Raw genomic sequence first — 19,328 nt, 5'->3', positions numbered from 1 at the left:
AAGAGTAGTAAGACTTACTTGATGCGCTGCTCGGTGGATGGATCGAAATAGACGACCTTGGAGAGGTCGAACATGAGCGCCATCTTCTCACCCGGCACGCCTGCGAAGTCGGGGCACACGCGACAAGTTACCTTGGCGCCGTTGATGTGCACCAATAGCAGCGTATCGGGCCCGGTTGGTTCGCTGAGCACGATGGGTAGAGACTGACGCACGACGCGCGGATCGTCGCCATGCGAGTCCACCACTTCGGTGATCTGCTCGGGGCGAATACCAACGATGACCTCGCGGCCTTTCCATGCAGCGAGGCCTTCGCCGTTGACGGCCGGGAAGGCGAAGCGCTCACCGCCACTTTCCATTTCCAAGCCGAGACCACTACCCGATTCACACACTTTCGCCTTGATGAAATTCATCGACGGCGAACCCATGAAGCCCGCGACAAAAAGATTCGCCGGGTTGCGATAGATGTCGCTTGGCGTACCGAACTGCTGCACCTCGCCCGCCTTCATCACAGCGATCTTGTCGCCCAGTGTCATGGCTTCGATCTGGTCGTGCGTGACGTAGACGATGGTCGTGCCGAGGCGCTTGTGCAGCAGCTTGATCTCGGTACGCATCTCGACGCGCAGCTTCGCGTCGAGGTTCGACAGCGGCTCGTCGAACAGAAAGAGTGCCGGGTTGCGCGCGATGGCGCGGCCCATGGCGACGCGCTGGCGCTGACCGCCGGAAAGCTGCGAGGGACGGCGATCGAGCAGGTGTTCGATCTGCAGGATCTGCGCGACGCGATCTACCGCAGCGTCACGCTCGGCCTTCGGCATCTTGCGGATCTCGAGCCCGAAGGAGATGTTCTCGCGCACCGTCATCGAGGGATACAGCGCGTAGGACTGGAACACCATGGCGATGTCCCTGTCCTTCGGCGACAGATCATTCACGCGACGGTCAGCGATGAACACATCGCCCGAAGTGATCTCGTCGAGGCCGGCAATCATCGACAGCAGCGTGGATTTTCCGCAGCCCGAGGGGCCAACGAGGATGAGGAATTCGCCCTGCTCGATATCGATGTCGATGCCCTTGAGAATCTCGACACCAGCGTAGGATTTGCGGACCTTGCGGATGGACAAAGCACCCATGTTCAACCTTTCACCGCGCCAGCCGTCAGGCCGCGCACAAAATATTTGCCTGCCACCACGTACACGAGCAGGGTCGGCAACGCGGCGATGACCGCCGCCGCCATGTCGACGTTGTATTCCTTCACGCCGGTCGAGGTGTTCACGAGATTGTTCAGCGCGACCGTGATCGGCTGGCGCTCGCCCGACGAAAACACCACGCCGAAAAGGAAGTCGTTCCAGATCTGCGTGAATTGCCAGATGACGGTGACGACGATGATGGGCCCCGAGATCGGCAGGATGATGCGACGGAAGATGGTGAGAAAATCCGCGCCGTCGATGCGTGCTGCTTTCACCAGCTCATCCGGAATCGCCACGTAGTAGTTGCGGAAGAACAGCGTGGTGAACGCCGTGCCATACACGACGTGCACGAAGATCAGACCCGGCACGGAGTTGGCGATACCCAGCTTGCCCAGCGTCTGCGCCATCGGCAGAAGAATCGACTGGAACGGGATGAAGCAGCCCAGCATCAGCGCCATGAAGAACCAGTCGGAGCCCTTGAAACGCCACATGGTCAGCACATAGCCATTGAACGCGCCGAGCAAGGTAGAGATGAGCACGGCGGGTACGACGATGGCAACGGAGGTCCAGAAGTAGCCGCGCAGGCCGTCGCAAGTGATGCCGGTGCAGGCGCTGCTCCAGGCCTTGACCCAGGGTTCGAAAGTGACTTGCGTCGGGAAGGCCATCAGGCTACCTGCCTTGAGCTCGTTCAAATCCTTGATGGAGTTGAACAGCATCACCGTCAGCGGCAACAGATAGTAGAGACAGCAGTACGTGATGAAGGCGTAGAGCGCGATGCGCCCGACAGTGATCTTTGGTTTAGCCACGGCGGGTACTCCTCAATTCGGAGTACATGAAGGGCACGATCACGGCCAGCACGATGCCCAGCATCACCGTCGCGGAAGCCGCACCCAGGCCGATCTGGTTGCGCGTGAAGGCATAGGTGTACATGAAAGTCGCCGGCAGGTCGGTCGAGAAGCCGGGGCCGCCACCGGTCAACGCCATCACCAGGTCGAAACTCTTGATGGCGATGTGCGCGAGGATCATGAAGCTGGAGAAGAACACCGGCCGCAGCGAAGGCAGGATGATGCGGCGGTAGATCATCGGCATCGACGCACCGTCGATCTTCGCTGCCTTGATGATGCTGTCATCGATACTGCGCAGCCCGGCGAGGAATAGCGCCATGACAAATCCGGAGGATTGCCAGATGCCTGCGATTACCACCGTGTAGATTGCCATGTCTGGATCCTTGATCCACTCGAACGTGAAGGACGTCCAGCCCAGATCGTTGAGCACTTTCTGCAGGCCGATGCTGGGGTCGAGAATCCACTTCCACGCTGTGCCGGTGACGATGAATGACAGCGCCAGCGGGTAAAGGAAGATCGAACGGATGAAGCCTTCTGCGCGCACGCGCTGGTCGAGCAAGATGGCAAGCAACAGGCCCATCACAAGGCACAAGAAAATGAACAGGCCACCGAAGATCGCGAGGTTCTTCAGCGCCAGCCACCAGCGGTCGTTGGCGAAGAGACTGGCGTACTGCTCGATGCCGACGAACTCGTAGCGCGGCAACATGCGCGACGGCGTCAGCGACAGCAGTGCTGTCCAGATGATGAAGCCGTAGAAAAACACCACGCAGATGACGAAGCTCGGCGCGAGCACGATCTTCGGCAGGATGCGCTCCAGCGTGTCCAGCCAGTTGGCGGACCTCGGCGGGGGACTCAGGGTTTGGGCTTGCATGGATGCTCCGTGTTGAGCGAGCTGGTTTGATGCTTGAGTACGGGACTTATGGAGAGACGCCCTCACCCGGCGCTGTCGCGCCACCCTCTCCCGCAAGCGGCAGAGGGGAAGGCAGACAGTGCGCAGTAAATCGAACTCGGGCCGCTCGTTGCAGTCCCCTCTCCCAAGCGTGGGAGAGGGTGCCCCGTCAGGGGCGGGTGAGGGCAAGCCTCCAAGCGAGGCCCGCCCTCACGCCAGCAACATCACTTCGTCTTGGCCGCTGCAGCCAGCTTCTTCACCGCATCCTTCGACGACTCATTCGAGTTGAAGAACGCCGTCACCACATCCTGGATCGCACCGGTGGTGGACGCAGGCACGGCCATCTGATGCGCAATCGAAGGCACCAGTCCGCCCGTCTTCGCCGTGCTCGCGAAGTCCTTCGCCGACAGCTTGGCGCAGTCGTCGAACTTGTCCATGCTCACATCCGTACGCACCGGGATCGAACCCTTGTTCAGATTGAAAACCTGCTGGAATTCAGGGCTCATCACAGCTGTCGCGAAGTCAGCCTGCGCCTTGCCGGCATCTGCAGCTTTCTGCTGGAACACGATGAAGCTGTCGATGTTGAACGTGAACGCTTGTTGCGTACCCGGTGCGGCGAGACACAGATAGTCCTTGCCCGGCACTTTGCCTGCGGCAGTGAACTCGCCCTTGGCCCAGTCGCCCATGAACTGCATCGCAGCCTTGCCGTTGATCACCAGGGCAGTAGCGAGATTCCAGTCGCGATTCGCAGCGTCCTTGTCGACGTACTTACGCACTGTGCGGAAGGTGTCGAAGGCCTTCTCCATGGTCGGGCTGGTAAGTGCCTTCTGGTCGAGTTTGACGAGGGCGTCCTCGTAGAATTTCGCGCCGCCGACACCGAGCACGACCGATTCGAAGACAGTGAAGTCCTGCCAGGGTTGGCCGCCGTGAGCGACAGCGATGAAACCGGCTTTCTGGATCTTCTCGGCTGCAGCGGGGAAGTCCGCCCAGGTCTTCGGCACTTCAGCGCCGGCCTTCTTGAAAACTTCCGGATTCACCCACATCCAGTTCACGCGGTGCACATTGACTGGCACTGCCACGTAGTTGCCTTTGTACTTCATGACATTGGCAACGACACCCGGCAGGAGCTTGTCCCAGTTACCGGCTTTGGCCGTCGCATCCAGATTGGCCAGCACGCCTTCAGCACCCCACTCCTGGATGCTCGGTCCCTTGACCTGCGCGGCGGTCGGCGCGGAGCCAGACACGACGCGGCTCTTCAGCACGGTCATGGCGTTCTCGCCACCACCGCCCGCGACCGCGAAGTCTTTCCACTTGTGACCCTTGGCCTCGACCATCTTCTTGAGCTCGGCAGCTGACTTGGCCTCACCACCGGCGGTCCACCAATGCAGCACTTCCACCTCGGCTGCCTGCACCGCAACTGCGCCCATGGCGGCAACGGCGGCCGCAAGCAATTTCATTCTGATCATCTCTGTCTCCTTCTGATTGATGCGGGCACATGAGCGTCGCGCATGTGCGTATCACGATCGGCCGCCCCAGAACGCAACTGGAACTATTCCGACAGCCTGAAACCTCACAAACTGTAGTTGGACTACATTGCTTAATCAAGCAAACGAGGAGCTCAGACAGTAAGGACTTTCCCGTAGAGAGTCGAAATCATCGAGTATCTATTGAGTAAAAAACGCCGCAGAGATTCTCTGGCGCAAGCAAAGTCTGAAATCCGCGCTTTCCGTATTTGAGAATATGTAATATTCCTTCATATACTCACAATCACGGCAGCCGGATGCGCCGCAGCACTCGGCTTGCGAGATGTCGCCAGAGGAGTGACTGACGCCAATGCCTGCAACCCCGCCAAGACACGGCGGCCGCGGTCGCGACACCGTTCTCCCTGTACGCTACGGGGGTTGGCAGCACTGACATCACGCAAGCAGGCGGCGCACGCAAGTTGCTGAGATGTGCCCACACGAGAGCCATGCAACAAGGCCTGCACCAACGAGAACCGGGAGCATTCATGAAGACACCTGATGCATTGCAGACCTGCGTGGTAGGCGATATTGGCGGGACGAATGCGCGCTTTGCGCGCCTGGCCGCAGACGGCTCGCTCGACCAGATCATGACCCTGCACGGCACTGACTATCCGGGACCAGCCGAAGCGCTGCAGGCCTATCTTGCCCAAACCACCGGTGCAGCACCTCGCACCGCCGCGATCGGCATTGCCAATCCGCTCACCGGCGATCGCGTGCAGATGACCAACCACACCTGGAATTTCTCGATCGAAGAAATGCGCCGGCAGCTTGACCTGGAGAAGCTCGAATTCCTCAACGACTTCACTGCGCTGGCGTTGTCGCTGCCACACCTGGGCGACGCCGATCGCCGCCAGGTCGGCCAAGGCAACGCCGTGCCACGCACAGCCATCGGCGTGATAGGCCCTGGCACGGGTCTCGGCGTCTCAGGCATGGTGCCGGCAGCGAAGGGCTATGCCTTTATCGAAGGCGAAGGTGGTCACGTCACACTCAGCGGCCAGACCGACGAGGAACTGGCTGTCATAAGCGCCATTGCCCGATCGTTTCCGCATGTGTCTGCCGAGCGAGCAATCTCGGGGCCCGGCCTGGAGAATCTGTATCGCGCACTCGCACAAGTGCGCGGCATAGCACCGCGCGCTTACGAAGCCGCCGACATCTCCACACATGCCACGCACGGCACCGACCCCTTGTGCGTCGCCACGGTCAATATGTTCTGCGCCCTCCTCGGCACCCAGGCCGCCAATCTCGCCGTCACGCTCGGCGCGCGCGGCGGCATCTACATCGGTGGCGGCATCGTGCCGCGCCTGGGCGAGTTCTTCCTGCGCTCGCCCTTCCGCCAGCGCTTTGAGGAGAAGGGGCGCTTCTCCGCCTATCTTGCAGCCATTCCCACCTGGATCATTACCGCCCCCTACCCTGCCCTGATCGGTGCTGCTGCCTTCTTGCGCACATCCTGATCGCACCACCGGCGTTGCCGACTGAACCAGATCGTTGGCACGCAGCCCACCACGCTCGACCACACCACAAGGAAGCCGAAGCAATGAAGCACGCAAGTCTGCGCTGGACCTGGATCGTCCCACTGCTTGCCATGCTCATCCTGCTGGTGACAGCGCTCCACCCTGGCGGGCTCACCCTCAGCTTCGCCGCCATCGCACTGCCTGGCGCGGTATTCGCGGCCGTACATCATGCCGAAGTCATTGCCCACAAAGTAGGCGAGCCCTTCGGCACCTTGATACTCGCGATTGCTGTCACCGTCATCGAAGTGGCATTGATTGTTTCCATCATGCTTTCCGCCGGGCCCGACAAGGCCGGCCTCGCACGCGACACGGTGTTCTCCGCCGTCATGATCGTCTGCAACGGCATCGTCGGTCTATGCCTGCTCGCCGGTGGCGTGCGTCATCACGAACAGGGCTTCCAGGTACAAGGCGCCAGCGCCGCACTGGGTGTGTTGTGTGCGCTGTCCGTACTGACGCTCGTCTTGCCCAACTTCCTGACCTCGGCGCCAGGCCCGGGCCTGACTTCAGCCCAGCTGGTTTTCGTCGGCATCATTTCGCTGGTGCTCTACGTGGTGTTCGTCTTCGTACAGACCGTGCGCCATCGCGACTATTTCCTCGCCAAGGGCCAGGATGCAGAAGAGCTACATCTGGCACCGCCCTCCGGCTCGGCGGCGCTGAGCAGCGCGGCGCTGATGTTCGTCTCGCTGGTCGCAGTCGTCGGCCTCGCCAAGATGCTGTCAGGCGTAGTCGAACAAACGGTGCAGAAAGCCGGCGCGCCGGAGGCTGTCGTGGGTATCGTGATTGCCGCATTGGTGCTGCTGCCCGAAGGCTTTGCAGCCCTGCGCGCGGCGCGCATGAACCGGCTGCAGAACAGCCTCAACCTGGCGCTGGGCTCGGCCCTTGCCAGCATCAGCCTGACCATCCCGGCCGTCGCCATCGTCTCGCTGGTGATGGGCCAACCCATCGCGCTTGGTCTGTCCGCCAAAGACAGCGTCATGCTCTGGCTGACGCTGCTGGTGAGCGTCATCACGCTGGGCACCGGCCGCACGACGGTGCTGCAAGGCGCCATTCATCTGATCATCTTTTCGTCATTCCTGTTTCTGGCCATAGTGCCATGACGGCCAGGCACTCTCCTGCGTGAACGAGGGAAAACACCTAGCTGAATTCTGACGAGCAGCACTTATGCTGCTGGACTACTTTTGTCAGGCAACTTCGCCCGCCAATGAGTATTCAGATCACGTCGTTCAGCATCGCCTCGTTGCAACCCCTCGCCACACCGCACCAGGAGAAGTCATGAAAACACTCGCGTTTCTGATGTTGATGGCCTTCGGCTCATCACAAGCAATTGCTGCCGTTGAACTGAAGCTCGGGCATTTCGCCGCGGACGGCACGCCGAACGCCATTGCCGCCCTGCAGTTCAAGACGAATGTCGAAAAGCGCACCAACGGGGAAGTGAAGATCAACGTCTTCGGCAACAACGCACTGGGCAGCCCGCCTGAAGTGCTGGAGCAAGTCATGCTCGGCGCAGTCGACATGAGCCTTTCCGGGCAGGACCAGCTGGCCAAGAATTTCCCCTTCTACGACACCATCAGCACGCCCTTCGCATTCAAGGATTACGCGATGGCCGACAAGATCATCGATGGCGACTTCAAGGCCTGGGCCGAACCCGAGCTCGCCAAGAAGGGCCTCGTCCACCTGTCTGACTGGGAATGGGGCTTCCGGCAGCTCACCAATTCCAAGAAGTCCGTGGTCGTGCCGGCTGACATGAAGGGCATGAAGATCCGCACCCCGCCAGCATTCGCCTATCAGGCTTTCGTCGAAGCGGCGGGTGGCAATGCCGTGACCATTGCTTTTCCGGAACTGGTGATGGCGATGAAGCAAGGCGTCGTTGATGGCCAGGAAAATCCGGTCGGCACGATCTACGCACTCAAGCTGTACGAGACACAGAAGTACATGACCATCCTCAACTACACGTACAGCTCGATGGTGCATGTGGTGAACAAGAGAAGCTGGGACAAGCTGACGCCCGCCCAGCAACAGATCGTGCGTGAGGAATCGGCCAGCGCTGCGAAGTTCGCACGCAAGACCGTGCGCGACGAAGAGGCCACGCAGTTGAAGGACCTCGAAACGACCAAGGGCATCGTCGTCTCGCGCCCCGACCTCGGCCCATGGAAAGCCGCGATGGGCCCAGCCTGGGAGAAGGTCAAGGCCAAGGTTGGCCCCGACAACTTCAATCGCTTCATGGGCATGGTCGACAAGAACAGCAAATAAGTCCGCCTGCCGATGACGGGCCGCCTGCGAAGGTGCGCCCGTCTTTCTTGCGCTTTTCGCCTTCCCGTTGAGCACGCCCCTTTCGCACGCAGGAGTCTGCCTGAATGCTGACGCTGTCCATCTTCGCCGTACTGCTGATCCTGTTGATGATCGACGTGCCCATCGCGGTCGCGATCGGGCTCACCGCAATCGCTTTTTTCGTCGGCATGGGGCAAAGCGATTTCCTCATGATGCTGCCGCAGCGCATGTATTCCGGCACCACCGGCTTCACCCTGCTGGCCATTCCCTTCTTCATTCTCGCCGGCAACCTGATGAATACCGGCGGCATCACGACGCGCATCTTCCGCTTCGCCGGTGCGCTGGTCGGGCATGTACCGGGCGGGCTCGGCCAGGTCAGCGTGATCTCGTCGATGATCTTTTCAGGCATGTCCGGTTCGGCCGTGGCGGACGCCGCAGGCCTCGGCCAGATCCAGCATCGCGCCATGGTTGATGCGGGTTACAAGCCTGGCATCTCGGCAGCCATCGTGGCCGGCGCGTCGACCATTGGCCCGGTGATTCCGCCTTCCATCCCCTTCGTGCTGTATGGCGCCATCACCTCCGTTTCGGTGAGCCGCCTGTTCCTGGCCGGTGCGATACCCGGCGTGTTGATGGGCATCGCCATGATGATAGGCATCTGGATGATGGCCGGCCCGCGCGGCTTGCCCAGCAGCCCACGCGCGCATCTGCGGGAAATCGTTGCCAGCTTCAAGGCCGCGTTCTGGCCGCTGCTGGCCCCCGTCATCATCATCGGTGGCATCACCACCGGCTTCTTCACGGCGACGGAAGCTTCCGTCATCGCCGCCCTCTACGCCCTTCTGCTGGGCTTCGCTTATCGCGATCTGCGCGTCAAGGATCTCCCACCCGTCCTGTTCGCCTCGCTCAAACAGACCTGCGGCCTGATGTTCATCATTGCCACGGCCAACTTCTTCGGCTGGTTCACCATCTTCGAGCGCATTCCCGATGCCCTCATCATGCAGCTGACCGCATTCGGCGCCTCGCCCGTCGCCTTCCTCTGGATCGTGATCGCCATCATCCTGGTGCTGGGCTGCTTTCTGGATGGCAATGCCATCTTCCTGATCACCTTGCCGATCTTCATGAAGCTCTGCCCCATCTACGGCATCGACATGGTGAATTTCGGCGTCGTCATGACCCTGCTGATCATGATCGGCAACCTCACGCCTCCGGTAGGCATGTGCCTGTTTGCGGTAGACAGTTTTGCCAAGGTCGGCGTATGGAAGCTGGCCTACGAATGCCTGCCCTATCTTGTTGCGATCCTTTTGGTCACCATCCTCTGCGCCTTTGTGCCGGAAATCTCGCTATGGCTGCCCAATCTCCTCATGGGCAAGGAAGGTTGAACATGAAAAACGCCATCATCAACAACCTCAACCGCTTCGATCGCGCCTTGACGCTGACACTTGAGTGGATCTGCATCGTGCTGTTTGCCGCGATTACGCTGATCCTGTCGCTCAACATCTTCGTCCGCTTCGTGCCACTGATGTCGATGCACTGGTTCGACGAAATCCTCGAGCTGCTATATGGCGCGCTGATCTTCTACGGTGCCGCCGCCGTGTGGGTTACGCACAGCCACTTCAGCGTCGGCGACTGGATCTCCAAATACCTGAAGAGCGTTCGCGCGCGCTTCATCTATCGGCTCATCATCGAGTTGCTCTCGCTGGCATTTGCACTGATTTTCGCCAAGTACGCACTTGATCTGACGATGCAGACGGAGGAGCAAACCACAGCCTTCGCCATGTCGAAGAAATGGCTCTATGCCTGCATGCCGATCACCGGTGCCATCATGATTCTCTACAGCCTCAAGAACATGTATATCGAGCTGGCAAAGATCGTGAATCCAGCGCTCGAGATCGACACGGGTCGTGAAGAGCTGAATCACTGAAGCCCGGCGCCATGCCAAAAAAAGGGCCGCCCACGCATCTCGCGTGGGCGGCCCTTTTTTCATCTACACAACCTCAGAGAGATACGTGTGGCGCCATGACACGCCGATAGAATTCATGGAAGTGCTGCATACCGTCCTCCATCGGCGACTGGTACGGCCCCCATTCATTTCGGCCTTCCTTGTATAGCGCCAGCCGGCCACGATCCATGCGCTCCGCAATCTCGTCGTCCTCGACCGCGGTTTCCATGTACGCCGCGCGCTCGGCCTCGATGAACTCGGGCTCGAATGCCGCGATTTCCTCGGGGTAGTAGAACTCGACCACGTTGAGCGTCTTGTCCACGCCTTGCGGAATGAGGTGACTGACAACCAGCACGTGCGGATACCACTCGACCATGATGTTCGGGAAATAGGTCAGCCAGATCGCACCATGCGGTGGCAACTCGCCACGATAGTAGTCGCGCACGGCATTCTGCCAACGCTCGTAGGTGGGGCTGCCCGCCTTGGCCAGATCGGTAATACCGACACGCTGCACGGAATACCAGTCACCAAACTGCCAGGCCAGATCGTCACAGGTGACAAAATTGCCGAGTCCCGGGTGGAATGGCGCAACGTGGTAATCCTCCAGATAGACCTCGATGAAGGTCTTCCAGTTGTAGTTGCAGACGTGGTGCTCGACATGATGCAGCACATAACCATCGAAATTCAGCTCGCTGGCTACGTTCATGCCGGCGAGATCCGAATTGGCTGAACGCGGGCCTTTGAACAACAGGCCATTCCACGATTCAAGCTTCTGGCGGTCGAGATTGAGGCAGGGATTGTCCGGAAACTGTGGCGCACCGATCAGCTGCCCATCGTTCTTGTAGGTCCAGCGATGGATCGGGCACACCACGTTCTGCGCCTGCCCCCGGCCTTCGAGCATGATGGCCTGGCGATGACGGCAGATGTTCGACATCAGGTGAACGCCATCATCGGCGTGCATCAACAGGCGAGCATGCCCCATCCAGCCCAGAGACTGGTAATCGCGACGCTCCGGCACCATCAACTCATGCCCTACGTACCCCGGCCCTGCATCGAAGAGCAGACGCTTCTCCAGTTCGAAGATCTTTTCGTCGAAATAGGCCGACACCGGCAGTTGTGACACGGCCGGTGCAAGTTGAGTACGTGAAGCGCTTTGGGACATCCGCTAAAACCTCCAGAACCCTGTCAAGAGTCGTACAAGACAGGAAGGCCCGTTCCAATATCCTCGCAATCAGCGAGGATGCTGGGAACAGGCCCGAACAATAAATTATAATCGCTGACCTCTCCCAAGGTAAGCGCGGCATGCCGGATTCGCCGAAAAGTGCGCGCCCCCTTGATAAAAGCAGCCCACGAAAGCAGTCCATGGCTCCGCCCAAAACCTCTCCGACCGCAAAACCGGACACCAAAGCTGCACTGCCAGAGCGTTTTGAAGATGCTGTCGGCGAGCTCGAACAGATCGTTGCCGCCATGGAAACAGGCACGCTCTCGCTGGAAGAATCGCTCGCGCGTTTCCAGCGTGGCACGCAATTGTTGCGCCATTGCCGGGGAGCACTGGAGTCAGCCGAACAACGTATTCGCGTCCTGCAGGACGGCGAACTACGCGACCTGCCTGCAGACACCGACGGCGAATGAGCCACAGAAACAGGATATGGATGTCAGCAGCATGAAATTCCCGGAATGGATGGCCAGCGTACAACGTCGCGTCGAACAGGCCCTTGAACAACGCCTCCCCGCCGCACAACTGGCGCCACAACGCCTGCACCAGGCCATGCGCTACGCCACCCTTGGTGGCGGCAAGCGCGTACGGCCCCTGCTCGCCTTCGCGGCTGGAGAGATGGCCGGTGCGACGCCCGAGCGTCTCGACGCCATCGCCTGTGCGCTGGAAAGCATTCACGTCTACTCACTGGTGCATGACGACATGCCCTGCATGGATGACGACGTCCTGCGCCGCGGCAAACCCACCGTACATGTGCAATACGACGAAGCGACCGCCTTGCTCGTCGGTGACGCGCTACAGACGCTGGCATTTGAACAGCTGTCGACACTCGGGCTTTTCGAGGATGCCGGCAATCAGCTGCGCGCCGTCGCGCTGCTTGCCAAAGCTTCGGGCTCACGCGGCATGGCCGGCGGCCAGGCTATCGACCTGGACTCTGTCGGCAAGTCGATCACGCGTGAAGAGCTGGAGTTCATGCACATCCACAAGACCGGCGCATTGATCCGCGCTGCCGTCATGCTGGGGGCACTGGCAGGCACGACGGACGATGCCACGCTCGAACGCCTTAACCATTTCGGCAAATGCATCGGCCTGCTGTTCCAGGTCGTCGACGACATCCTCGACGAAGTGGCCGACACGGCCACGCTGGGCAAGACTGCCGGCAAGGATGCCGCACAAGACAAGCCCACCTATGTCAGCATCATCGGCCTGACACCCGCTCGCACGCTGGCGCGCGAACTCGCCGAAGAGGCACACGGTACACTCGCGCCATTGGGCGCAGCTGCGCAGCGCCTCAAGGAAATCACCGATTACATTGTCAGCCGGCCATTCTGAGCGGCCACCCCAAGAAAACATGTCCTCCTCTTCTTCTGCTGCGCCTGTGGCTACGCCCCTGCTCGATACGATCAACTCGCCCGCCGAGCTACGCCAGCTTGAGCGCCGCCAGCTCACCACGCTTGCCGAAGAGCTGCGTGGTTTCCTGATCGAGTCTGTCTCGCAAACGGGCGGCCATCTGTCGTCCAATCTCGGCACCGTCGAGCTGACCATCGCCTTGCACTACGTCTTCAACACTCCTGATGACCGCATCGTGTGGGACGTCGGCCACCAGACCTACGGTCACAAGGTACTCACGGGACGTCGCGCAGGCATGGCCACACTGCGCCAGCACGAAGGTCTATCGGGCTTTCCGAAACGCAGCGAAAGTGACTACGACACTTTCGGTACAGCACATTCGTCGACCTCGATTTCCGCCGCACTCGGCATGGCGGTAGCTTCCAAGCGAAAAGGCGAAGACCGCCGCGCCATCGCCGTCATCGGCGACGGCGCGATGTCGGCAGGCATGGCTTTCGAGGCGCTCAATAACGCCGGAGTGATGGATGCGGACCTGCTTGTGGTCCTCAACGACAATGAGATGTCCATCTCCCCGCCCGTTGGCGCACTGACCAACATCCTCGCGCGCCTACTGTCAGGCAGGACCTACAACTTCGCACGTCGTGCCGGAGAGAAAGTCCTCGGCGTTGCACCAAGCGTGCTCGAGCTCGCCAAGCGGGTCGAAGAGCATGTCAAAGGCATGGTCACACCAGGCACACTGTTCGAAGAATTCGGCTTCAACTACATTGGCCCGATCGACGGCCATGATCTCGATACGCTGATCCCCACACTGCAGAATCTGAGCAAGCTAAAGGGCCCGCAATTCCTGCACGTCGTCACGCGCAAGGGCCAGGGCTACAAGCTCGCCGAGGCTGACCCCGTCCTCTACCACGGTGTTGGCAAGTTCGATCACAACGCCGGCATCCAGAGCAACAAGGGCACACCGAAGCTGACCTACACCCAGGTGTTCAGCGACTGGATCTGCGACATGGCGGCGCAGGACGAGCGCCTCATCGCCATTACACCGGCCATGCGCGAAGGCTCGGGCCTGGTCCGCTTCGAGAAGGAATATCCGCAACGCTATTTCGACGTCGGCATTGCGGAGCAACATGCCCTGACCTTCGCCGCAGGCATCGCCTGCGAAGGCATGAAGCCCGTGGTGGCGATCTACTCCACCTTCCTGCAACGCGCTTACGACCAACTCATTCACGACATCGCACTGCAGAACCTGCCTGTGATGTTCGCCATCGACCGAGGCGGCCTGGTCGGCGCCGACGGTGCAACACACCACGGCGCGTTCGACCTGTCCTACATGCTATGCGTGCCGAATATGGTGATCATGGCGCCAGCCGATGAGAATGAATGCCGGCAGATGCTCTACACCGCATACAAGCTGGATGCACCCACGGCCGTGCGCTATCCGCGTGGCGGCGGCCTCGGCACCACGCCGCAAAAGGAAATGACCGCCCTCCCCGTCGGCAAAGGTGAAGTTCGCCGCCAAGGTAAACGCGTCGCCCTCCTCGCTTTCGGCAGCATGCTTGGCAGCGCCCTCGTGGCAGCAGAGTCGCTCGACGCTACGGTCGCCAATATGCGCTTCGTCAAACCGATCGACGTCGAACTCGTGCTCGAACTCGCGCGCACACACGAGCTTCTGGTAACGCTGGAAGAAAATGCCGTCATCAGCGGAGCAGGTAGCGAGGTTGCGCGCGTCCTGGAAGAGGCAGGCATCGCCACCCAAACGCTGCGCCTCGGACTACCGGATCGCTTCATCGATCACGGCGACCAGCAACAGCTACTGGCAGAAATCGGGCTGGAAACCCAACAAGTGATCGAGCGCATCAACGCACGACTGGCCAGCCAGACATGATCGGCTGGACAGCCATCTCGCAGCCCCTCTGACGCCACGTCAATCCAATGGACATTCGGCTGCCGGGCAAGATCGAAACCGAGCGACTCGTCTTGCGCAGCCCACTCCTTGCAGATGCCGACGTAATCTTCGACGCATACGCACAGGATGCCGAAGTATGCCGTTACATGGTCTGGACACCCCACACAGACGCAGGCGCCACGCAACTGTTCATCGCCTCTTGCATCGAGGCCTGGCAGGCCAATCTTCGATTCGCATACATCATCACCGAGCGCGGCTTGAACACCCCCCTCGGCATGCTCGAAGCACGTCTGCTCAACACCACCATCGACATTGGCTATGTCCTGGCGCGAGCACATTGGGGCAAGAGCATGATGCCGGAAGCCATCGAAGCACTCTCCAGCATCGTATTGGCCAACCCCAAGCTGTTTCGCATCCAGGCCACATGTGACGTCGAAAACATTCCATCACAACGCACACTGGAGAAGGCGGGCTTTCTAAGGGAAAAACGACTTGAGCGACACACCATCCACCCGAATATCTCGCCCGAGCCACGCGCCTGCCTCATGTACGCAAAGACAAGGTAGTCATCAGTAACGGTAGTCGCCGCCCACAGGCCGCCGCAGCCAAGTCCGACCCAAAAACAAAAAGCCCGCATCTCTGCGGGCTTTTTGCTGAATCGGCATCTCGAAAAATTAACGCTTCGAGAATTGCTTACGACGACGCGCGCCGTGCAGACCGACCTTCTTACGTTCGACTTCACGCGCATCACGCGTTACGAAGCCAGCCTTCTTCAACGAAGACTTCAGTTCTGCATCGTAGTCGATCAGAGCGCGGGTAATACCGTGACGCACCGCACCGGCTTGACCGGACTCGCCACCACCCGTGACGTTCACGAGGATGTCGAAACGATCAGCATTCTGGGTCAATTCCAGAGGCTGACGAACGATCATGCGACCAGTTTCGCGCGAGAAGAACACGTCCAGTGGCTTACCGTTCACAACGATCTTGCCTGAACCTGCCTTGATGAAGACACGAGCCACTGCAGTTTTGCGGCGGCCGGTACCGTAGTTATATTGTCCGACGGGCATTTATTCGCTCCTCACTTAATCTCAAGTGCCTTGGGCTGCTGGGCGCTATGCGGATGGGTTGCACCGCTGTAGCACTTCAGCTTCTTGAGCATGGCGTAGCCGAGTGGGCCCTTGGGCAGCATGCCCTTGACAGCCTTCTCCAGCACGCGCTCCGGGAAGCGTTGTTGCAGCTTGGTGAAATTGGTTTCGTAGATACCGCCCGGATAACCGGTGTGGCGGTAGTACTTCTTGTCTTGTGCCTTGTTGCCGGTTACGCGCAGCTTGTCGACATTGACGACGATAATGAAATCGCCGGTATCCACGTGCGGAGTGTAAATAGCCTTGTGCTTGCCGCGCAGGCGGTGAGCAATCTCGCTAGCGAGGCGACCAAGCACTTTGTCAGTGCCATCAACCACATACCAGTCGTGAACGACTTCATGCGGCTTTGCTGAAAACGTACCCATCAGAGTTCCTTTACTTCACGTTTAGCTTCCTTGGGAAGCCTTTTTATTGTGGCTTGGAGCTGATCGGAAATCGCCCGAGGTTTGCACCTCGCGGATTTTCCAGCCAACCCGAAGCGGAAAGCCGGCGATTGTACGAGCACAATCACCGGGCTGTCAAAGCCTTTCGCGCACGACGTCCAACAGCGCGCGCATGACGCAAAGGCAAAATGCAAAAAAAAACGCAGCTCGGTTAGAGCTGCGCCAAGTCCACACCAAAGGAGGAGGGTGGAGGAGACACTGGTTGGAGGTAGCGCGACGAACTGAACTTGTCAGTTACTTCAGCTGCATCCCTCACACGATTTGAATTATGGCGATCCACTTTGTGCAACGCAAGAACTTTCACGGGGGATTTGCTCAAATGTTTCTATATGCCGATAAGTTATTGTTATTGGAATACAAGTCACAGAATTTATTGAACTAATTCTGACAAACTTCATCGCTTCGCAAGAGTGTGACATTCTTAACGCTCACACCAAGCCCGCCAGAAACTACATTTCCACGCGCAATTGCTGCATGGCAACACAAAAACTCGCGCGCCGACATGATTGATAATATTGAATTATTTTTCGATTTTATCGTTTCGAGCGCTATATGAAGCTGCCGAACTGTGCGCCACGTCAGGACGACAGTCGCGCGAAGACCCAATACATGTAGGCTCGCCCCTCTGAACCGGGGTCAGGAATTTCAAATGGCATTTGCAGACTTCCATCTGCGACATAAGACCCCGCAGGCGCAGTCACAAGGCCCGATCACCTTCCTCGCACCAACGCGCGCCGGCTCATTGCGTTACGAATAGTGCGAGCAGGACAGAGGCGGCCAGGAACCGACTCTCCGTCCACGAAGTTTCGTGAAAAACAAAGAGCCCTGGCCTTAGAAGTCCTTGAGCAAACAGAGTGCAAGCCGGGAATGGCCTGAGTCACGGTCCGGCCGTGCTGTCCCCTGGCTTGCCGAACCAGGCCACTGACTTCGCTCAAGAGAGAAAACATCGAGAGGGCGCCAGGCAGGTCCCCTCGGGAACGCTGAGTGCCACGCTTGAGGTCTTGGGCCTGCAAGGCCGTCGTGAGAGGCAGCAGCCATGCCCCTCAATAGCAGCCCTCGCCTTCAGGACCAAGCTGGCTGTGCTGATGTAGCCAGAAAGTTAACGTGGTGAGTTCAGGCGCGACTCTTCATATAACGCAAGCAAGCCATAGGTGCGCCCACGTCGCTGCAGAACATCAAGCATGGCTTGCGCCCACGGACGCGAGACAGCGGCACGGCTGGCCGGGATGAGAGTAGTGGCAACGACAGTCTTGCAGGATTGCTTGCTGAGCTTCATGGTGTGTCCTTCAATTCACGGTGTTACGGGGTATCTGGTATCGCAGCTTGGCAAAGCTCACGCAGAACCGAAATCGTCGCGGATCAGCCCGACGACCAGTCCTTCAATCGTCAGGCTCTGACGCTGTGGATCGACGATGATTGGTCGCATGCTGCTGTTCTCGGGCAGCAGTTCGACCATGCCTTTGCGCCGTTGCAGGCGCTTGACAGTCACTTCGTCATCGACACGGGCAACGACAATCTGTCCATTACGAACTTCGGACGTGCGATGCACGGCGAGCAGATCGCCTTCCATGATCCCCACGTCAACCATCGACAGACCATGCACCCGCAAGAGGAAATCGGCACGCGGCTCGAACATGCCGGGATCGACCCTCACCCGCTTGTCGATGCTGCCTTCAGACAGGATCGGCGACCCCGCTGCGACTCGACCAACTACCGGCAACCCCAGCGACTCCATGAGACGAATGCCGCGTGAGGCGCCCGCCTCCAGCAGGATCACTCCCTTTTTTGCAAGCGCCTTGAGATGCGCCTCGGCGGCATTCGGCGAAGCGAAGCCAAACGCGGTACAAATTTCGATGCGTGTCGGCGGCGCGCCGCTCTCTTCGAGCGTAGCGCGGATGAACGCCAGGATTTCCTGCTGTCGGGGGGTTAGATCGTCCATACCGGCGATTGCCCTGCTGTTTTTCGATAACTGTATTTATATACAGTTAAATTCAAAACTGCAAGTCGCTACGGAAAAAGTCACTGATGGAGCTGCTACGGCAATCGCGCAACTGCTACGCAAGCCCTGATCCGGAACGGGTATTTGTAAGTATGATGCCGCAAAGAACTACATCCCCCGCTTGAGCACGAGGCAGGAAGCATGGCGCAGCGATACAAGATTGTATTCCAGGGCGAACTTCTGGCAGGTTTTGATCCGATTCAGGTACGTGCCGATGCGGCCCGCTTGCTCAATGCGCAACCATCGCAAATCAGCCAGCTGTTTTCCGGCCGCCCGGTAGGCATCCGCAACAACCTGTCTGCCGCTGAAGCGGCTCGTTACCAGTCGAGTCTAAGCAGTATTGGCTTGCGCGTGCGGGCCTTGGCCAGCACTACCGACAACAATACCGCGAGCAAGCCTGCCAAATCACAGGCGAGCTTTCGCATCACGTACTCCGGTGGCGTGTTACCAGGCTTGAGCAGGGAGTCCGTCATGCAACGCGTGATGCATAAGTTACGGCTGGACGAAGCCCGGCTCGCGCGTCTTTTCTGCGGAAAACCCGCCATCCTGAAGAAGGGTCTGGATGCCATCGCAGCGGCGCGCTATCTCGCTGAAGCGACGCAACTGGGCATGCTGGCTAACATGGAGCCTGAACCGCCGACGAAGGAGATTGCGCCACACACGCCTGCTGGAACCGGGCAACGCTTCATGCAAAGCGCGGTGAAAACGCAGCTCTATTCACCGCGCGCGCCACTCTATGACGACGGCAGGCGTAGCGCAGAATTCTCCGAAGTGCGCACCAATGTCGATATCGATCTGATGCGCGCCTTGGCCGAAGAGCCCGTCGGACAGTCAAAGCAAGCGGCAGCCGAAGAGCCCCTGCCGCAGGTCAGACTCTGGCGACCACCCGCTCCGGAACAAGCCGTGACCGCAGAGACCACGCCTGCGCTGGCGACGCCAGCCGCAATCGCTCAAACACCCGAGCTGGCCTTGGGTTCAATCGCGCTGCACATGCCGACCAATACGTCAGCCGATATGCAGGTCTCCCCTGCGCCACGCCGCAAACCGGCGCTGCAACGCCTTGCAGAAATGGGCTCGCTGCTGCCTCGCGCGCTATCGCGCATCCTGCAATAA

19 protein-coding genes are annotated in these 19,328 nt (G+C 59.5%); 10 read left to right on the top strand and 9 right to left on the bottom strand.

Features of this window, described 5'->3' with window-relative positions; translation table 11 throughout:
- Positions 1–14: 14 nt before the first annotated feature.
- The 4 genes from VVD49_RS11515 to VVD49_RS11500 all read right to left on the bottom strand — a co-directional run bounded on the left by VVD49_RS11515 (position 15) and on the right by VVD49_RS11500 (position 4,381).
- Positions 15–1,124 carry an ABC transporter ATP-binding protein gene (locus tag VVD49_RS11515; RefSeq protein ID WP_327599322.1) on the bottom strand — a complete coding sequence of 370 codons (1,110 nt, stop codon included), beginning with the start codon at positions 1,122–1,124 and terminating at the stop codon, positions 15–17.
- 2 nt (positions 1,125–1,126) lie between these two features.
- Positions 1,127–1,987 (bottom strand): carbohydrate ABC transporter permease, encoded by an 861-nt coding sequence (locus tag VVD49_RS11510; RefSeq protein ID WP_327599321.1) that lies wholly within the window; start codon positions 1,985–1,987, stop codon positions 1,127–1,129.
- Positions 1,980–2,897: a carbohydrate ABC transporter permease gene (locus tag VVD49_RS11505; protein WP_327599320.1), complete on the bottom strand. Its 918-nt coding sequence runs from the start codon at positions 2,895–2,897 to the stop codon at positions 1,980–1,982. The genes VVD49_RS11510 and VVD49_RS11505 overlap by 8 nt, the downstream gene beginning before the upstream one ends.
- Before the next feature lie 242 nt (positions 2,898–3,139).
- Positions 3,140–4,381, bottom strand: coding sequence for an ABC transporter substrate-binding protein (locus VVD49_RS11500; RefSeq protein WP_327599319.1), 1,242 nt, complete (start codon positions 4,379–4,381; stop codon positions 3,140–3,142).
- A gap of 542 nt (positions 4,382–4,923) precedes the next feature.
- On the opposite strand from VVD49_RS11500, the gene VVD49_RS11495 reads away from it, so the two are divergent.
- From VVD49_RS11495 to VVD49_RS11475, 5 genes are all read left to right on the top strand, one after another.
- Complete coding sequence (locus VVD49_RS11495; protein WP_327599318.1) at positions 4,924–5,889, top strand: glucokinase; 966 nt, start codon at positions 4,924–4,926, stop codon at positions 5,887–5,889.
- Positions 5,890–5,972: 83 nt separating this feature from the next.
- Positions 5,973–7,046 (top strand): calcium:cation antiporter, encoded by a 1,074-nt coding sequence (locus VVD49_RS11490; protein WP_327599317.1) that lies wholly within the window; start codon positions 5,973–5,975, stop codon positions 7,044–7,046.
- 175 nt (positions 7,047–7,221) lie between these two features.
- Positions 7,222–8,199, top strand: coding sequence for a TRAP transporter substrate-binding protein (locus tag VVD49_RS11485; RefSeq protein WP_327599316.1), 978 nt, complete (start codon positions 7,222–7,224; stop codon positions 8,197–8,199).
- 104 nt (positions 8,200–8,303) lie between these two features.
- Complete coding sequence (locus VVD49_RS11480; RefSeq protein ID WP_327599315.1) at positions 8,304–9,593, top strand: TRAP transporter large permease; 1,290 nt, start codon at positions 8,304–8,306, stop codon at positions 9,591–9,593.
- A 2-nt stretch (positions 9,594–9,595) separates the two neighbouring features.
- Positions 9,596–10,135 (top strand): TRAP transporter small permease, encoded by a 540-nt coding sequence (locus tag VVD49_RS11475; RefSeq protein ID WP_327599314.1) that lies wholly within the window; start codon positions 9,596–9,598, stop codon positions 10,133–10,135.
- A 73-nt stretch (positions 10,136–10,208) separates the two neighbouring features.
- Here the strand turns inward: VVD49_RS11475 and VVD49_RS11470 are convergent, their stop codons facing one another.
- The gene (locus VVD49_RS11470) at positions 10,209–11,315 is read right to left on the bottom strand and encodes an aromatic ring-hydroxylating oxygenase subunit alpha (protein WP_327599313.1); all 1,107 of its coding nucleotides are present in this window, start codon (positions 11,313–11,315) and stop codon (positions 10,209–10,211) included.
- A gap of 200 nt (positions 11,316–11,515) precedes the next feature.
- On the opposite strand from VVD49_RS11470, the gene VVD49_RS11465 reads away from it, so the two are divergent.
- The 4 genes from VVD49_RS11465 to VVD49_RS11450 are packed head-to-tail and all read left to right on the top strand — an operon-like array spanning position 11,516 to position 15,191.
- Positions 11,516–11,785, top strand: a complete 270-nt coding sequence (locus tag VVD49_RS11465; protein WP_327599312.1) for an exodeoxyribonuclease VII small subunit — start codon at positions 11,516–11,518, stop codon at positions 11,783–11,785.
- A 31-nt stretch (positions 11,786–11,816) separates the two neighbouring features.
- A complete protein-coding gene (locus VVD49_RS11460; protein ID WP_327599311.1) occupies positions 11,817–12,701 on the top strand; it encodes a polyprenyl synthetase family protein in 885 nt (294 codons plus the stop codon).
- Positions 12,702–12,720: 19 nt separating this feature from the next.
- Complete coding sequence (gene dxs / locus VVD49_RS11455; RefSeq protein ID WP_327599310.1) at positions 12,721–14,604, top strand: 1-deoxy-D-xylulose-5-phosphate synthase; 1,884 nt, start codon at positions 12,721–12,723, stop codon at positions 14,602–14,604.
- A gap of 47 nt (positions 14,605–14,651) precedes the next feature.
- Positions 14,652–15,191, top strand: coding sequence for a GNAT family N-acetyltransferase (locus VVD49_RS11450; protein ID WP_327599309.1), 540 nt, complete (start codon positions 14,652–14,654; stop codon positions 15,189–15,191).
- 108 nt (positions 15,192–15,299) lie between these two features.
- Here the strand turns inward: VVD49_RS11450 and rpsI are convergent, their stop codons facing one another.
- The 4 genes from rpsI to lexA all read right to left on the bottom strand — a co-directional run bounded on the left by rpsI (position 15,300) and on the right by lexA (position 18,155).
- Positions 15,300–15,695 carry a 30S ribosomal protein S9 gene (gene rpsI / locus VVD49_RS11445; RefSeq protein WP_327599308.1) on the bottom strand — a complete coding sequence of 132 codons (396 nt, stop codon included), beginning with the start codon at positions 15,693–15,695 and terminating at the stop codon, positions 15,300–15,302.
- An 11-nt stretch (positions 15,696–15,706) separates the two neighbouring features.
- The gene (rplM, locus tag VVD49_RS11440; RefSeq protein ID WP_327599307.1) at positions 15,707–16,138 is read right to left on the bottom strand and encodes a 50S ribosomal protein L13; all 432 of its coding nucleotides are present in this window, start codon (positions 16,136–16,138) and stop codon (positions 15,707–15,709) included.
- A gap of 1,177 nt (positions 16,139–17,315) precedes the next feature.
- Positions 17,316–17,492: a hypothetical protein gene (locus tag VVD49_RS11435; protein ID WP_327599306.1), complete on the bottom strand. Its 177-nt coding sequence runs from the start codon at positions 17,490–17,492 to the stop codon at positions 17,316–17,318.
- A gap of 57 nt (positions 17,493–17,549) precedes the next feature.
- Positions 17,550–18,155 (bottom strand): transcriptional repressor LexA, encoded by a 606-nt coding sequence (lexA, locus tag VVD49_RS11430; RefSeq protein ID WP_327599305.1) that lies wholly within the window; start codon positions 18,153–18,155, stop codon positions 17,550–17,552.
- Positions 18,156–18,356: 201 nt separating this feature from the next.
- Between lexA and VVD49_RS11425 the strand changes: the two genes are divergently transcribed.
- Entirely contained in the window at positions 18,357–19,328 is a 972-nt protein-coding gene (locus VVD49_RS11425; protein ID WP_327599304.1) for a hypothetical protein, read from the top strand.

It is taken from the genome of Uliginosibacterium silvisoli (genome assembly GCF_036017035.1).
GTDB classification, from domain to species: domain Bacteria; phylum Pseudomonadota; class Gammaproteobacteria; order Burkholderiales; family Rhodocyclaceae; genus Viridibacterium; species Viridibacterium silvisoli.
This window is presented reverse-complemented; position numbering and strand designations above follow the sequence as displayed.

Coding starts and splice junctions, on each gene's coding strand:
- VVD49_RS11515 (WP_327599322.1), bottom strand. CDS start 1,124: ATGGGTGCTTTGTCCATCCGCAAGGTCCGCAAATCCTACGCTGGTGTC.
- VVD49_RS11505 (WP_327599320.1), bottom strand. CDS start 2,897: ATGCAAGCCCAAACCCTGAGTCCCCCGCCGAGGTCCGCCAACTGGCTG.
- VVD49_RS11500 (WP_327599319.1), bottom strand. CDS start 4,381: ATGATCAGAATGAAATTGCTTGCGGCCGCCGTTGCCGCCATGGGCGCA.
- VVD49_RS11495 (WP_327599318.1), top strand. CDS start 4,924: ATGAAGACACCTGATGCATTGCAGACCTGCGTGGTAGGCGATATTGGC.
- VVD49_RS11490 (WP_327599317.1), top strand. CDS start 5,973: ATGAAGCACGCAAGTCTGCGCTGGACCTGGATCGTCCCACTGCTTGCC.
- VVD49_RS11485 (WP_327599316.1), top strand. CDS start 7,222: ATGAAAACACTCGCGTTTCTGATGTTGATGGCCTTCGGCTCATCACAA.
- VVD49_RS11480 (WP_327599315.1), top strand. CDS start 8,304: ATGCTGACGCTGTCCATCTTCGCCGTACTGCTGATCCTGTTGATGATC.
- VVD49_RS11475 (WP_327599314.1), top strand. CDS start 9,596: ATGAAAAACGCCATCATCAACAACCTCAACCGCTTCGATCGCGCCTTG.
- VVD49_RS11470 (WP_327599313.1), bottom strand. CDS start 11,315: ATGTCCCAAAGCGCTTCACGTACTCAACTTGCACCGGCCGTGTCACAA.
- VVD49_RS11465 (WP_327599312.1), top strand. CDS start 11,516: ATGGCTCCGCCCAAAACCTCTCCGACCGCAAAACCGGACACCAAAGCT.
- VVD49_RS11460 (WP_327599311.1), top strand. CDS start 11,817: ATGAAATTCCCGGAATGGATGGCCAGCGTACAACGTCGCGTCGAACAG.
- dxs (WP_327599310.1), top strand. CDS start 12,721: ATGTCCTCCTCTTCTTCTGCTGCGCCTGTGGCTACGCCCCTGCTCGAT.
- VVD49_RS11450 (WP_327599309.1), top strand. CDS start 14,652: ATGGACATTCGGCTGCCGGGCAAGATCGAAACCGAGCGACTCGTCTTG.
- rpsI (WP_327599308.1), bottom strand. CDS start 15,695: ATGCCCGTCGGACAATATAACTACGGTACCGGCCGCCGCAAAACTGCA.
- rplM (WP_327599307.1), bottom strand. CDS start 16,138: ATGGGTACGTTTTCAGCAAAGCCGCATGAAGTCGTTCACGACTGGTAT.
- VVD49_RS11435 (WP_327599306.1), bottom strand. CDS start 17,492: ATGAAGCTCAGCAAGCAATCCTGCAAGACTGTCGTTGCCACTACTCTC.
- lexA (WP_327599305.1), bottom strand. CDS start 18,155: ATGGACGATCTAACCCCCCGACAGCAGGAAATCCTGGCGTTCATCCGC.
- VVD49_RS11425 (WP_327599304.1), top strand. CDS start 18,357: ATGGCGCAGCGATACAAGATTGTATTCCAGGGCGAACTTCTGGCAGGT.